General features: G+C 76.9%; 13 protein-coding genes. 4 read left to right on the forward strand and 9 right to left on the reverse strand.

Annotated features, from left to right (window positions below; genetic code table 11):
- Nucleotides 1–156: 156 nt before the first annotated feature.
- On the reverse strand, nt 157–864 hold the full coding sequence (locus ACFU9A_RS04505; RefSeq protein ID WP_430574067.1) for a response regulator: 708 nt from the start codon (nt 862–864) through the stop codon (nt 157–159).
- Entirely contained in the window at nt 861–2,204 is a 1,344-nt protein-coding gene (locus ACFU9A_RS04510) for a sensor histidine kinase (protein WP_430574068.1), read from the reverse strand. Before ACFU9A_RS04510 ends, ACFU9A_RS04505 begins: the two co-directional genes overlap by 4 nt.
- A gap of 137 nt (nt 2,205–2,341) precedes the next feature.
- Here ACFU9A_RS04510 and ACFU9A_RS04515 point away from each other — a divergent pair, with 137 nt between their 5' ends.
- Entirely contained in the window at nt 2,342–3,178 is an 837-nt protein-coding gene (locus ACFU9A_RS04515) for a GAP family protein (RefSeq protein ID WP_430574069.1), read from the forward strand.
- Between the two features lie 7 nt (nt 3,179–3,185).
- On the opposite strand, the gene ACFU9A_RS04520 is transcribed toward ACFU9A_RS04515, so the two are convergent.
- Nucleotides 3,186–4,178 (reverse strand): phosphotransferase family protein, encoded by a 993-nt coding sequence (locus tag ACFU9A_RS04520; protein ID WP_430574070.1) that lies wholly within the window; start codon nt 4,176–4,178, stop codon nt 3,186–3,188.
- 21 nt (nt 4,179–4,199) lie between these two features.
- Complete coding sequence (locus ACFU9A_RS04525) at nt 4,200–4,844, reverse strand: HAD family hydrolase (protein ID WP_430574071.1); 645 nt, start codon at nt 4,842–4,844, stop codon at nt 4,200–4,202.
- Nucleotides 4,845–4,954: 110 nt separating this feature from the next.
- On the opposite strand from ACFU9A_RS04525, the gene ACFU9A_RS04530 reads away from it, so the two are divergent.
- A complete protein-coding gene (locus ACFU9A_RS04530) occupies nt 4,955–5,839 on the forward strand; it encodes a sugar phosphate isomerase/epimerase family protein (protein ID WP_430574072.1) in 885 nt (294 codons plus the stop codon).
- A gap of 9 nt (nt 5,840–5,848) precedes the next feature.
- Here the strand turns inward: ACFU9A_RS04530 and ACFU9A_RS04535 are convergent, their stop codons facing one another.
- From ACFU9A_RS04535 to ACFU9A_RS04555, 5 genes are all read right to left on the reverse strand, one after another.
- Nucleotides 5,849–6,493 carry a response regulator transcription factor gene (locus ACFU9A_RS04535; protein ID WP_430574073.1) on the reverse strand — a complete coding sequence of 215 codons (645 nt, stop codon included), beginning with the start codon at nt 6,491–6,493 and terminating at the stop codon, nt 5,849–5,851.
- Entirely contained in the window at nt 6,481–7,701 is a 1,221-nt protein-coding gene (locus tag ACFU9A_RS04540) for a sensor histidine kinase (protein ID WP_430574074.1), read from the reverse strand. Before ACFU9A_RS04540 ends, ACFU9A_RS04535 begins: the two co-directional genes overlap by 13 nt.
- A 9-nt stretch (nt 7,702–7,710) precedes the next feature.
- Nucleotides 7,711–10,200 (reverse strand): FtsX-like permease family protein, encoded by a 2,490-nt coding sequence (locus ACFU9A_RS04545; RefSeq protein ID WP_430574075.1) that lies wholly within the window; start codon nt 10,198–10,200, stop codon nt 7,711–7,713.
- The gene (locus tag ACFU9A_RS04550; RefSeq protein WP_430574076.1) at nt 10,197–10,961 is read right to left on the reverse strand and encodes an ABC transporter ATP-binding protein; all 765 of its coding nucleotides are present in this window, start codon (nt 10,959–10,961) and stop codon (nt 10,197–10,199) included. The genes ACFU9A_RS04545 and ACFU9A_RS04550 overlap by 4 nt, the downstream gene beginning before the upstream one ends.
- A 117-nt stretch (nt 10,962–11,078) precedes the next feature.
- On the reverse strand, nt 11,079–11,681 hold the full coding sequence (locus ACFU9A_RS04555; protein WP_430574077.1) for a TetR/AcrR family transcriptional regulator: 603 nt from the start codon (nt 11,679–11,681) through the stop codon (nt 11,079–11,081).
- 52 nt (nt 11,682–11,733) lie between these two features.
- Between ACFU9A_RS04555 and ACFU9A_RS04560 the strand changes: the two genes are divergently transcribed.
- Nucleotides 11,734–12,300, forward strand: a complete 567-nt coding sequence (locus ACFU9A_RS04560) for a DinB family protein (RefSeq protein ID WP_430574078.1) — start codon at nt 11,734–11,736, stop codon at nt 12,298–12,300.
- Nucleotides 12,301–12,386: 86 nt separating this feature from the next.
- A complete protein-coding gene (locus ACFU9A_RS04565; RefSeq protein WP_430574079.1) occupies nt 12,387–13,385 on the forward strand; it encodes a hypothetical protein in 999 nt (332 codons plus the stop codon).
- The last annotated feature ends 149 nt before the right edge of the window (nt 13,386–13,534 follow it).

Raw genomic sequence — 13,534 nt, forward strand, 5'->3', positions numbered from 1 at the left:
CGGATCCGGCTGGGGACGCAGATCGTGCTGGGCCGGACCGGTGACAGGTGGGCGGTCACGGATCCCGTTCTGCTGACGAGGCGAAAAACAGCAGCCCCTGCCGGGTGACGGCGCGCCGCACGACGCGCCGCGCGACGGCGACGCGCCCCGCGAGGGTTACGCGAGCCCGGCGTCCCGCGCGACGATCGCCGCCTGCATCCGCGAGACGACGCCCAGCTTGGCCAGCACCCGCGACACGTGCGTCTTGGCCGTGGCCTCGGTGATGACCAGCTCGTCCGCGATGCCCTGGTTGGACAGCCCGCGCCCCAGCGCGCCGAGCACGTCCACCTCCCGCGGCGTGAGACCGGCGAGCCGGGGGTCGGGCCGGCCGGCGGGGTCGGTCGTGGTCGTGGTCGCGGGCGAGGGCCCGCGGGCCGGGGCCCGCCCGCCGCTCAGCTGCGCCAGCACGCGCCGCGTCACCTCGGGCGCGAGCACGCCGTCCCCGGCCGCGACGCGCCGCACGGCGTCGACGAGGGCGGTGGGCTCCGCCGTCTTGAGGAGGAACCCGGCGGCGCCCGCGCGCAGGGCGCCGTCCACGTACTCGTCCAGGTCGAAGGTGGTGAGCACGAGGACGTCGGCCAGCCCCTCGGCGACGATCGCCCGCGTGGCGGTGATGCCGTCGGTGCCGGGCATGCGCAGGTCCATGAGCACGACGTCGGGGCGCAGCGCGCGGGCGTTGGTCACCGCCGCGGTGCCGTCGGCGGCCTCGCCCACCACCTCCACGCCGTCGGCGGCGTCCAGCAGGAGGCGGAGGCCGGCGCGGATGGCGGCGTGGTCGTCGGCGAGCAGCACGCGGACCGTGCCGGGGGCCGGGGTCGCCGTCATCGGGTCCGCGCCCCGCTCTCCGTGTCCGTGCCGCTGCCCGCGTCGAAGGCGCCGGACGGGACGCGCGCCCGCACCGCCCAGCCGCCGTCGTCGGTCGGCCCGGCCTCGAAGGACCCGCCCAGCGCCTCGGCGCGCTCGCGCATGGTGAGCATCCCCGTCCCCGCGCTGAGGGGCGCCGCCGACGCGACGTCGCCGGGGCGGCCGGTGGGCGGGGCGGCGTTCCGCACCTCCAGCGCGACCACGTCGCCGAGCGCCGGCTCGCGGGCCAGACGCACGGCGACGCCGGCCCCGGGCGCGTGCTTGCGGGCGTTGGTGAGCGCCTCCTGCGCGATCCGGTAGAGCGCGTGCCCGACGGCGGCGGGGCGGTCCGCGCCGGCCACGCCGTCCGGGTCGTCGACGGTCACGACGGTGCCGTCCGCGCGGGCGGCGTCGAGCAGGTCGTCCAGCCGGTCCAACCGGCCGGGGGCGGCGAGCGGGTCGCGGGGCGCGTCGGCGCGCAGCAGCTCGATCATCGACCGCATCTCGGTGAGCGACTCGACCGCGCTGGCGCGCACCTGCTCGAGGGCGCCGCGGTCCCGGTCGGCGTCCGGCGGGCCGCTGAGCGCCGCGCCCGAGTGGATCGCGATGGTCGACAGGTGCGAGGCGATGACGTCGTGCAGGTCGCGGGCCATGGCGGCACGCTCCGCCCGGACCGCCTCGTGCCGGTCGAGCTCGCCGATGCGCGCGAGGTCGGCGGCGCGCTCGCGCTCCAGCTCCGCGGTCCGCCGCGCCTCGTCCGCGCGAGAACGCTCCACGGCGGCCAGCTCGGACTTCTGCCGCACGTTGTCGGCCCACCACATCGGGACCAGCAGGATCGCGCCCAGGTTCAGGCCCATCGTGACGAAGGCGCGCGCGTCGCGGGTCGCCTCGCCCGCGGCGACCGCCCCCGCGACGCTCAGCACGACGGCCGTGCTCCACAGCCACCGGCGCGCCGTCGGGCCCGACCACATCGCCGCCGCGAACAGCAGGTCCCACAGCACGAGCAGGATCGCGAGGCTGCCGCCCCACGCCAGGTCGACCAGGGTGACCGCGACGCCGCCGGCGAGCGCCAGCATCGGGTGGGAGCGCTTGGCGAGCGTGAGGGCGCACCCGACGGCGAGGAGCGCGACCCGCCACCACGGCTGCGGCGTCGTCGCGCCGAGGGGGCCGCCCCGGAAGAGGTCGACGAGCCCCACCTCCAGCAGGAGCCAGCCGAGCGCGAACAGCGTCAGCGCGGTGGCGACGTCGCCGCGCCGGTCGTCGCCGCCCCACACGCGCACGACACGGCCCAGCAGCGTCGGCGCGCGGTGGTCGGTCGTCACGGCCCCATCCCAGCACAGGGGGCGGCGCGGGGGATCGGTCGAACGGTGTATCCGCGGCGTCCGACCGCGTGGCGGCGCCCGCAGGATCACTCGTTCGGCCGACGACCGCGGCCGGGCCGCCCGCCAGGATCGACGGCATGGACCTTCCCTTCGACCTCGGCGGCATCGAGGGCGCCGGCCTCGCCGCGATGGCCGGCGTGCTCGTGGTGCTGGCGCTCGTGGACTCGACCAGCTTCGGCACCCTCCTCATCCCCGTGTGGCTGCTGATGTCGCCCGGCCGGCCGCGCCCGGCGCGCCTGCTCGCGTACCTCGGCACGGTGGCGGCGTTCTACCTCGCGGTGGGGATCGCGGTGATGCTCGGTGCCGGCGCCGTCCTCGACCGGTACGGCGCCGCCCTGGACTCCCGGCCCGCGATGATCCTGCAGCTCCTCCTGGGCCTCGGCCTGTTCGCGCTGAGCTTCCGCTTCGACGGCAAGAAGGCCGCCGCCCGCGCCGAGCGGGAAGGGGCCAAGCCGGGGCGGCTCGTGCGCTGGCGCGCCCGCGCGATGGGCATCGAGGCGGGCGCCACGCCGGGCGCCGAGGCGGGCGTCGCCGTCCCGGGCCTGCTCCCGACGGCGACCGCCGCGCCCCCGCAGGCGTCGCTGCTGCCCCTGCTGGGCCTCGCGCTGGGTGCCGTGGCGCTGGAGGTCGGCACGATGCTGCCGTACCTGGCGGCGATCGGCCTCCTCGCGACGTCGGGCCTGACGACGACCGCGAGCGTCGGCGTCCTGGCCGCCTACTGCGTCGTCATGGTGCTCCCGGCGCTCCTGCTGCTCGGCGGCCGGCTGCTGGCGCGCCGCGTCGTCGAGCCGCTCCTGGCCCGGCTGGAGCGGTGGCTGTCGAAGAACGCGGCCGAGCTCACCGGGTGGGCGCTCGGAGGCCTCGGGGTGCTGCTCACGCTCAACGCGCTGGGCCGCCTCGGCTGGACCGGCTGACGCGAGGTCAGGCGTCGAGCTCGTCGAGGACCGTGCGCAGGTTGGCGCGGGCGGCGCGCTCGTGCCCGGCCACCCAGTCGCCGGTGTAGGCGCGCGGCAGCAGCTCCACCACCAGCAGGCAGGCGAAGTACGCCCGGTACAGGCGCAGGCGGCGCCAGGCGTCCGGGTCGCCCGACCCGGGGGTGCCGTCGCCGACGCCCAGGTCGCCGCCCGCGTCGCGGTAGCCGGCGAGGAGGTCGGGGTCCACGGCGCCGACGCCGAGCTGGTCCGCCCCGACGAGCTCGAACACCGGGTCGCCCCACAGCGCGCGCTCGCCGTCGAGGACGCCGACCACCGTGCGCCCCTCCGGGTCGAGCAGCACGTTGCCCGCCCACAGGTCCGCGTGCACCAGGCGGGGCGTGGTCACGGCCGCGAGCGGGTCGCGGTGCCGTGCGACGGCGCCGAGGATGCGGTCGACGGGGAGGTCGACGCCCCACCGCTCGGCATCGTCGAGCACCGCGCGCACCATGGCGTCGAACGCCTCGGGCCACGTCGGGGCGGTGAGGCCGGCCTCCGGGGCGGGGTACCCGAACCGGTCGCCCGTGAGGCGGTGCAGCCGCGCCATGAGGGCACCCAGCGAGCGGCGTGCCCGGGCGGAGCCGTCGGCGTCGAGGTCGAGAGCGCTCCACAGGTCGCCGTCGAGGAACGTCGTGACGAGGGCGTCGCCGTCCACGTGCGCGCGGGTCGTGTCGACGTGCAGGACGCGCGGCACCGGCAGCCCCGCCGCGTGCCCGAGGCGGTCCACCTCCGCCTCCGTGCCGAGCACGCCGTGCTCGTAGCGCAGCAGCCGGGCGGTGTCCGCACCGGTCACCTTCACCACCACGGCCCGGCCGTCGGCGAGGTCGGCGCGCAGCACGCTCGCGAACATGCCGCCGCTCAGCGGCGCGACCGTCCGCACCGCGCCGACCGGCGCGAGCAGGGCGACCACCTGGTCGTCGGTGACCTCAGTCTTGGTGAGCACCCGCGCGAGCGTAGCGGCTGCTCACGCGGCGAGGAGGGCGGGCAGCTCCAGCAGCGAGTCGACGACGGTGGCGCGCGCCGCCTCGGGCCGCTCGGCGTGCAGGTAGCCCCACGGGCCACGGCGGATCAGCACCGGCACCATCCCGGCGTCGGCGGCGGGCAGGACGTCGTTGTCGAGGCGGTCGCCGACGTACGCGATCTCACCGGCGGGCAGCCCGCTGAGCTCGGCGACCTTCGCGAAGAACTGCGGGTCCGGCTTCTCCACGCCCCACTCGTCGGAGGTGCGGATCGCGTCGACGGGCAGGCCCATCGCCTCCAGCGCGGCGCGGGCCTGGGGCGGCTGGTTCCCGGCCACGACGACGGTGAGGCCGGCGGCGCGCAGCGCGGCGAGCGCCTCGCGGACGTCGGGGTAGAGGTCGTCGGCGTCGAAGTTCTCCCGCAGCCCGTCCGGGTCGTCGAGCGCCCAGCGGGCGATCTCGGCCGGGACGTCGACGTCGGGCCGCACCATCTCGAACGCGTGCCGGTGCGACAGGTCGAGGGCCGCGCAGCCGCCGAGGACGCCCAGGAAGGTCAGGGCCGGCACCCCCAGCCGGTCGGCCCACCGGGTCCAGATCCGGGTCTCGTCGATCAGGGTCTCGCCGACGTCGAACACCACCGCACGCACCATGACCGCGACCCTATCGGGCACCCGTGCGGCACCTGTCCGACACCCGGTGCGCGGTCGGAGGACAGCCGCTTGTCAGCCTTCGTCCAGCCGCGGCGGCTATCGTGCGAGGCATGGCTGGTGCCACCGAAGACGTGACCGTACCCGTGACGCTGTCGACCGCGTCCGTCTACCCGCGCCGCGCGGCGTTCGCGTTCGAGGTCGCGGCCGAGCTCGGCTACGACGGCGTCGAGGTGATGGTCTGGTCGGACCCGGCCACGCAGGACCCCGCCGCGCTGCAGCGGCTCTCCGACGAGCACGGCGTGCCGATCCGGTCGGTCCACGCGCCGACGCTGCTGGTCAGCCAGCGCGTGTGGGGCCGGTCCCCGGCGGACAAGCTGCGGCGGGCGGTCGGCATGGCCGGCGAGCTGGGGGCGCCGACGGTCGTCGTCCACCCGCCGTTCCGCTGGCAGTACAAGTACGCGAAGCAGTTCCAGGAGCTGGTGCACGAGCTCAACGTGGCCAGCGCGGACCAGGCCGGCGGCGTCACCGTGGCCGTCGAGAACATGTACCCGTGGAAGCCGCGCTCCCGCGGCGACCGCGAGCTCAAGGCCTACCTGCCCGGCTGGGACCCGGCCGACCACGACTACGACGCCGTCACGCTCGACCTCTCGCACGCCGCCATCGCCCACCAGGACGGGCTGTCGCTGGTGCACGGCTTCGGCGACAAGCTGCGGCACGTGCACCTGGCGGACGGGACGGCGTCCGGGCGGGACGAGCACATGGTGCCCGGCCGCGGCGACATGGCATGCGACAAGGTCCTCGAGGAGCTGGTGCGGCGCGACTTCGCCGGCGACGTCGTCGTCGAGATCTCCACCCGCAAGGCGCGCACCGCGAGCGAGCGGCACGCCGACCTCCAGGCGGCGCTGAAGTTCGCGCGGGCGCACCTGGCGCCCGTCCCGGAGCCGTACCAGCCGCCGCCGGCCGAGCACCACCACCTGCCCGCCGACGCCTGGTGAGCTCCCGCGTCAGCCGTTGAGGTAGGCCAGCACGGCCCGCACCCGCCGGTGCGTGTCGTCCGAGGGCGGCAGCTCCAGCTTGGTGAGGATGTTGCCGATGTGCTTCTCCACCGAGGCGGGGGCGAGGTGGAGCTCGGCCCCGATCGCCGAGTTGGAGAGCCCCTGCGCCACCAGCCCCAGCACCTCGCGCTCCCGCGGTGACAGGGCGGCGACCCCGCGGTCACGGCCCTGGCGGGCGACGAGCTGCCGGACCACCTCGGGGTCCATCGCCGTGCCCCCGGACGCCACCCGCTCGAGGGCGTCGAGGAAGTCGTCGAGGGCGGTCACGCGGTCCTTGAGCAGGTACCCGACCGCGCCGCGCCCGTCGGCGAGCAGCTCCGCCGCGTACACGCGCTCCACGTACTGCGACAGGATCAGGACCGGCATCGCGGGCCGACGCCGTCGCACGGCGAGCGCCGCGCGCAGCCCCTCGTCACGGAAGTCCGGCGGGAGGCGCACGTCCACGACCGCGAGGTCCGGGGCGTGCTCGTCCACGGCGGCCTCCAGGTCGGGGCCCGAGGCCACGGCCGCGACGACGTCGTGACCGGTGTCGGTCAGCATGCGCACCAGCCCGTCGCGCAGCAGCAGCAGGTCTTCCGCGATCACGATGCGCACGGCAGCTCCGTCCTCACGACGGTCGGTCCTCCGGGTGGGCTGGTGACGTCGAGCAGGCCGTCGAGCGCCTCGGCCCTGCGGCGGAGGCCGTCCAGCCCGGAGCCGTCGGGGTCGGCGCCGCCGACGCCGTCGTCCCGCACCTCGACGGTCAGGACGTCGGCGTGGCGTACCAGGGTGACGTCGCAGGTCGCGGCGTCCGCGTGCTTGACGACGTTGGCGAGGGACTCGGCGACCACGAAGTAGGCGGCGGACTCGACCGCCGGGGGCAGGGCGCCCAGCGCGCCGGCCGTGACGCCCACCGGCAGAGGGGCGTCGCCCGCGAGCGCGGCGAGCCCCGCCACGAGGCCCCGGTCCGTGAGGATCGGCGGGTGGATGCCGCGGACCAGCCGGCGGAGGTCGGTGAGCGCGTCCTCGAGCTGGCGGCGCGCGGCACGCACGTCGTCGGCGGGCTGGCCCGCGGCGCGCAGCCGGCGGTCGGCGAGCGCCAGGGTCATCCCGGCGGCCACGATCCGCGCCTGGGCGCCGTCGTGCAGGTCGCGTTCGATGCGACGCAGCTCGGCGGCCTGGGCGTCGACGACGCGTCGTCGGCTCGTCTCGAGCACGTGCGCGCGACGGCTCAGCCGCCAGCGCGGCCCCGGGCCGAGCAGGGCCGCGGCGGACCGCGCCTGCCAGCGCGCGGCAGCGGCGACGGTCCACGCGGCGACGGGCGCGAGGGCGAGGCCCGCGGCGCTGAGCACGAACCGGCCGGCCACGGTGTGGAAGAGCCAGTCCGCGACGGCGGGCAGCGAGGGGTTGGGCACGGCCCACAACCACACGGGCGCGAGCACGACGCCGACGTCCACGACGGCCGCGACCAGGGCCGCCGCACCCGCGAGCCCCGCGGGGAGCATGAGGAGCAGCCAGGCGAGGTCGCGCCACGTGGCGGCGTCCCGCACGAGGGCGCGGCCCCGCCGCCAGACGTCTCCGCCGCCGGGCGGGTCGTAGGGCACCTCGACCGGGCGGCGGAGGACGGACGACGCCCGCACCCGCTCGAGCGTGGCGAGGCGCCGGGTGACCCACGTGGCCGCGAGGAAGACCGGCGGCGCGAGGTAGGTGAAGGACAGCACACCGCTGACCACCGTCGTGACCAGGGCCCAGGTGAACGTCAGGGGCGCGAGGACGACGGTGGCCAGCAGGTGGGGAAGCGCGACGAGGGCGCGACGGAGCACGGGACGAACCTAGCCCGCGATCAGCGGGAGGGACCGCCGTCCGACCACGATCCGGGCAGGTACCGCCCCCGCGACGATCCCGAGGAGGCCGACCGCGCCGACCATCCCCAGGTAGCGCAGGGGGTCGGCGAAGAGCCGCCACCGGCCGTCCTGGGCGATGCTGAACGTCCCGACGACGGCGCCGGCGACCGCGCAGCCGAGGACGAGCGCGATCGCCACCGCGACGACCGCCTCGCGGTCGAGGAGCCCGTGGACCTGCCGGCCGGTGGCCCCGGAGAGCCTCAGGTCGCCCAGCTCCCGCCGACGGGCGGCCGTGGACACCGCGAAGGTGTTGACCACCGCGATCGCGGTGAAGCCCAGCGAGATGACGACCATGAGCTCCCAGGCCGCCTGCTGGTTGCGCAGGTCCGCCGCGCCGGCGCGGGGGTCGGCCGCGGCGGTCGCCGCGAGACCCGGCACGTCGGCGACGACGGCCGCGACGTCGTCGCCCCGCAGGTAGAGGGAGCCGACGAGCCCGCGCGGGTCGTGCGCGGCCACGCGGCCCGCAGGGAGGACCAGGTCGCCGAAGCCGCGCCAGCGCGTGTACGTGGCGACGATCGTGGGGCGGACCGGCGTGCCGTCCGCCAGCCAGAGGGTCGGCCGGTCGCCGACCGCCCAGCCGTTCGCCCGGGCCAGGGGCACGCTGACCGCCACGGTCCGTGACCCGAGGTCGCCGAGGTCGCCGTGCACGACGCCCAGGTCGAGCGCGTCCTCGCCCGTGGCCCACAGGCCCTCGGAGGCGTAGTCCTCCGGCTTGCCGTCGCGGGCGACGACCACGCGCGTGCCGATCGTCGCCGCGGCGCCCGACACCCGCGGGTCCCGGGCCAGGTCCTGCGCCCGGTCCAGCGGGACGCCGGGCCCGTCGGTGGCGGCGACCCGGACGTCGGACAGGGCCGAACGGGCGACCTGCTGGTCCGCCGTGACCTGGGCCTGGACGTCGCCGCTCAGGAGCATGGTGGCGTTGAGGGCGAACATGAGGGTGAGCGGGACGACGACCCCCACGACCCGCTGGTTCCCGGCTCGGGCCAGCGACCCGGCGAGCAGACCCAGCGGTCCCGTGACCGCCACGGCGCGGGAGGCGACCGCCGTGAGCGCGCCGACGAGGAGCGGGCCGACCGCGACGGTCGCGCACAGCAGCAGCGCGCTGGCGACGAACGACATCCCCATGCCGAACGGTCCGCCGAGCGGCACGAGGGTCAGGACGGCGACGGCCCCGGCGACCAGCACGGCCGCCACGACGACGCGGGGTGCCGTCCCCGCCCGGCCCGCGACGGCGCTCTCCTGCAGCGCCAGGGTCGGGGGGATCCGTGCGGCCCGGCGCGCGGCGACCCAGGTGGCGCTCGTCGTGACGAGCACGCCGGCGGCGACCGCCGCGACGAGCACAGGCACGTTCACGTCGACGGTGAGCTGCGCCGGGACGGCTCCCAGCGCGCGGAACCGGGCGGCCAGCACGTGGGCGAGCGCGACCCCGGCGGGCAGGCCGGGCACGGCGGCGAGCAGCGCGACGACGGCGGCCTCGGCCCGCAGGATCCGGTGCAGCTGCCGGGGGGTGGCGCCGATCGTCCGCAGCAGGGCGAGCTCGCGTTGCCGCTGGCGCACGCTCAGCGAGACCGTCCCCGTCAGCACGAAGATCGCGGCGAACCCCGTGATGCCCAGCGTGAAGCCGAGCACGGAGACGGCACCGACGTAGTCGGGCACGGCGCCGGGCAGGTCGGCGGCGACCTTGTCGGCCCCCGCGTGGACCGTCGCGGCGCCGTCGACCGCCTCGGCCACGGCGTCGACCGCCGCAGGCTCGGCCCGGATCGCCAGCGCCGTGGGTCCGGTCAGCCCGGACAGGGCGGCCACCTGGGAGTCCGGGACGAACACCCCGGCCTGACCTGGCACGTCGCCGTCGACGACGCCGACGACGCGCAGCTCCTGCGTGCCCGTGCGGGAGGTGAGCCGCACGACCGTGCCGGGACGGACCCCGAGGTCACGCTGCAGCACGACCTCCCCGCGCCCGGGTGCGGTGCCGTCGACCAGCCGGTACGGGGTGAGCGCGGCCGAGGACCAGCCGTGCGCCACGGTCGCGGCGCCGGGGGCGGCGACCGGTGCCCCCTCCGCGGCGAGGGCCACCGGGAAGGCGTGGTCCTCGACGACGGACTCGACGCCCGGGACGCCCGCGACCGCCCGCACGACCGTGTCCGGCAGCGGCTCGGCGCCCGTGAGGCGCTCCGTCTTGGTCTTCGTCTTGACCTTGTCGCCCTTGTCCTTGGTCGTGGTGACCGCGACGTCGCGGGCCCCGGCCACGGTCGCGTCGGCCCGGGCGAAGCGGTCGGCCCCCGGGCCGGCGGTGAGCACCGACCACAGCAGGAGGCCGCCGGCGGCGAGCAGGGCGACCGCCAGGGCTGCCGTGAGGAACGTCCCGGCGAACGACGCGCGGCGGTGCCGGACGCTCGCGACGGCCAGACGGGCGCTCATCGGGTCAGCTCCGCCATGCGCGCCGACACCTGGTCGACGGTGGGCGCGTGCAGCTCGCCGGCGAGCGCGCCGTCGGCGAGGAGCACGACACGGTCGGCGCGGGCCGCCGCGGCCGCGTCGTGGGTGACCATGACCACGGTCGCGCCGAGCTCGTCCACGAAGCCGCGCAGCAGGCCCAGCACCTCGCGGCCGGCCGCGAGGTCGAGGGCGCCGGTCGGCTCGTCGCCGAACACGACCTCCGGCCGGGAGGCGAGGGCGCGGGCGAGCGCGACCCGCTGCTTCTGCCCGCCCGAGAGGTGCGCCGGCCGTGCCTTGTCGCGCCCGGCCAGCCCCACCCGCTCCAGCAGCTCGCGCGCCCACGCGCGGTCCGGCCGGTGCCCCGCGAGCCGCTGGGGGAGCAGCACGTTGTCCAGCACGGTCAGCGCGTCGACGAGGTGGAACGACTGGAAGGCGAAGCCCACGTGCCGGCGGCGGACCGTCGTGAGGCGCGGCTCGCGCAGCGTCCCGAGGTCCTGTCCGGCGAGGTGCACGCGCCCCGACGTCGGGCGGTCGAGCCCCGCGGCGCACTGCAGCAGCGTCGACTTGCCGGAGCCGGAGGGGCCCATCACGGCGGTGAACGTCCCTCGGCCGAACCCGACGGTCACGCCGCGCAGGGCGTGGATCGGGCCGGGGTGCACGCGGGTCACGTCGACGAGCTGCACCACGGCGGGTGGTGCGGCCGCTGCCGGGCTCACCCGGGCTGTCTGCTGGAGGATCGTCATGCGTCGAGTCTTGCGACGCGCCGGTCGGCGCCCCACCGTGCAGGCGATGATCTTCGGGGTAGGGCTGGCCCTACCCCGGGCCCCCGGCGGAGCCGCCGGGAGGGTCCGCGGAGCGGGTCAGGCGACGGGGACGCGGGTGCCGACGGCCCGCAGCACGAACGCCTCGGTGGCACGCACGGCGCGCTCGCGGGCCTCGGGCTCGTCCGGCACGAGCCGGCCGGAGAGGCACGCGTTGACGAGCTGCACCGTGGGCTCGATGTCCTGCTCGGGGAACTCGCCCTCCGCGATCCCCGCGCGCAGGATGCGCTTGAGGATGGACTCCACGATCTCCGCGTGCTCGCGCAGGCGCGCCTGCGTGGTGCGGGAGAGCACGGTACGGAGGTCCGGGCCGGGGGCGAGGTGGAAGACGCGGGTGAGCTGGGCCTGCTGGCGGATGTACGTCCGGAGCTGCTCCACGGGGTCGTCCACCTCGGCGAGGGCCCGCTCCAGGGTCTGCGCGTACTGCTCGGTCTCGTGGGTGATGAAGCCCAGCAGCAGCGCTTCCTTGTCGGGGAAGTGGTTGTACACCGCGGTCCGTCCGACGCCGGCGGCCGTCGCGATGTCGGCCAGCGTCACGGAGTCGAACCCGCGCTCCGACATCAACGTCGACAGCGCGGTGAACAGCTTGTGCCGGGTCATCTGGCGGTGCTCGTGCAGGCTCTTCCCGATGATCTTGGGCATGCTGACATCATAGGCATCCGTTGTCAGCACCTCGGGACGCTAGGGTGCCGGTGTGACCGAGCCCACCGCGTCGTCCGAGCCTGCCCCCGCCGCCCCCGAGGACGGCATCGTGCCCGACACCAAGGACTGGACCTGGGTGCTCGCGCGCCCGTGCCCGGAGTGCGGCTTCGTGGCCGCCGAGGTCTCCCCGTCCGACGTCGGCCCGGCCGTCCGCGACTCCCTGCCGCGGTGGCGCGCCGCCCTCGAGCGCCCCGACGCCGCGGCGCGGCCCCGCCCGGACGTGTGGTCCCCGCTCGAGTACGCCGCGCACGTGCGCGACGTGTTCCGCGTCTTCGACGAGCGGCTCGCGCTCATGCTGACGCAGGACGACCCCGCGTTCGAGAACTGGGACCAGGACGTCACCGCCGTCGAGAGCGACTACGCCCACCAGGTCCCGGCGGCCGTGGCCGACGAGATCGACGTCGCCGGGCACGTCGTCGCGGCGGCGTTCGACGCGGTCGAGCCGGGCCAGGAGGAGCGCACCGGCCGCCGGTCGAACGGGTCGGTGTTCACCGTGCGCACCCTGGGCCAGTACTTCCTGCACGACGTGGTGCACCACCTGCACGACCTGCGCGCCTGACCGCGCCGGGCGCCGTCCCCGCAGGTCACACGATCGCAACACCGCCGTGACGTCCCGGTGACCCCGGCGGCGGTACCGTCCGCGCCATGGCCTCGGTCCCGGCGCTCGTCCCTGCGGAGCACATGGCGGACCACGTGCTGGTCCTGCCCCGGCCGGGCGCGTCGGCGCCGGACCTTCTGCTGGGGCTGGCCGCCGCCTGGTTCGACGACGTGGCCTGGCTGCGCCCGCCCGCCGACGACGCGCCGACGAGGGGTGGCGGCGGGGCCCGGTTCCACGGCGCGCGGGTGCGCGGGCGGCCGACGCCGGCCCTGCTGCGCCTGGGCGACGAGCACCGCGCGGCCGGCCCCTTCCTGCTCGATGACGGGACCGCCGCGCCGCTGGGGGTCGTCGGGCCGGCGTCGGCCTGGGCGCTCGGCCGCGTGGACGGCGGGCTCGACCAGCGCGCCGGGCGGCCGGTGGTCCACGACGACCGTGACGGTCTCGTACGGGCGTTCGCGGCGGGTCTGCCGGCGGGCGAGGAGCTGCGGGTCGTGACGTGGGCCGTGGCGGCCGCCCGCCGCACGGGCGGGGTGCTGCTCGCCGACGGCCGGCAGGCGTTGCGTCCGGACCCTGCGGCGTCCGTCGACCTGTCCGTCTGGCCGGCCCGGCCCGTGCCCGCGGCGGAGCTGCTCGAGGTGGTGCGCTCGGTGGTCGCGACGTCCGACCTCGGGATGCTGCCCGGCGGGGTGCCCGGGCACCGGGTGGTGGCGCGGACCCCGTACGACGGCGACCTCGTGGTGGACCAGGCGCCGGCGGGCGGGCTGCCCCGGGCGCTCGCGCACGAGCCGTGGCCCGACGGCGCGCCGGCCACGATGCTCCGCCTCGCGTGGCTGCCGCAGGACCCGTACGAGCTGGAGGTCGAGGTGCCGTCGGGCGTGCACGGCATCGCCCGGTCCAGGGCACGGGCCCTGCTGGCGAGGATCGCGGCGCTGCTGCAGGCACGGGCCGGGGGCGCGGTCCTCGACGACGCCGGGTTCGCCCTGCGTGCCGCGGACCTGAGTGCGCGGCGGGAGTCGCCCACGCCGGGCACGCGCGCCTGGGTGTGAGCCGCCGTCGTCCACAGGCTCTGTCCACAGGCTCTGTCCACAACCGCGGCGGCGGGACGACGGCGTGCTCCGCGCCCCTCACCTGGGGCGTTCCACGCTGGAACCGTGCCGCGGGCGGGCGTCCGTGCCGCGCGGGGCCATGCCGTCAG

The organism is Isoptericola sp. NPDC057653 (assembly GCF_042799955.1).
Taxonomy (GTDB): domain Bacteria; phylum Actinomycetota; class Actinomycetes; order Actinomycetales; family Cellulomonadaceae; genus Isoptericola.

Excerpts from the sequence above, each read along its gene's own strand:
- ACFU9A_RS04550 (WP_430574076.1), bottom strand. The coding sequence starts at position 10,961 with ATGACGATCCTCCAGCAGACAGCCCGGGTGAGCCCGGCAGCGGCCGCA.
- ACFU9A_RS04545 (WP_430574075.1), bottom strand. The coding sequence starts at position 10,200 with ATGAGCGCCCGTCTGGCCGTCGCGAGCGTCCGGCACCGCCGCGCGTCG.
- ACFU9A_RS04555 (WP_430574077.1), bottom strand. The coding sequence starts at position 11,681 with ATGCCCAAGATCATCGGGAAGAGCCTGCACGAGCACCGCCAGATGACC.
- ACFU9A_RS04515 (WP_430574069.1), top strand. The coding sequence starts at position 2,342 with ATGGACCTTCCCTTCGACCTCGGCGGCATCGAGGGCGCCGGCCTCGCC.
- ACFU9A_RS04565 (WP_430574079.1), top strand. The coding sequence starts at position 12,387 with ATGGCCTCGGTCCCGGCGCTCGTCCCTGCGGAGCACATGGCGGACCAC.
- ACFU9A_RS04505 (WP_430574067.1), bottom strand. The coding sequence starts at position 864 with ATGACGGCGACCCCGGCCCCCGGCACGGTCCGCGTGCTGCTCGCCGAC.
- ACFU9A_RS04525 (WP_430574071.1), bottom strand. The coding sequence starts at position 4,844 with ATGGTGCGTGCGGTGGTGTTCGACGTCGGCGAGACCCTGATCGACGAG.
- ACFU9A_RS04530 (WP_430574072.1), top strand. The coding sequence starts at position 4,955 with ATGGCTGGTGCCACCGAAGACGTGACCGTACCCGTGACGCTGTCGACC.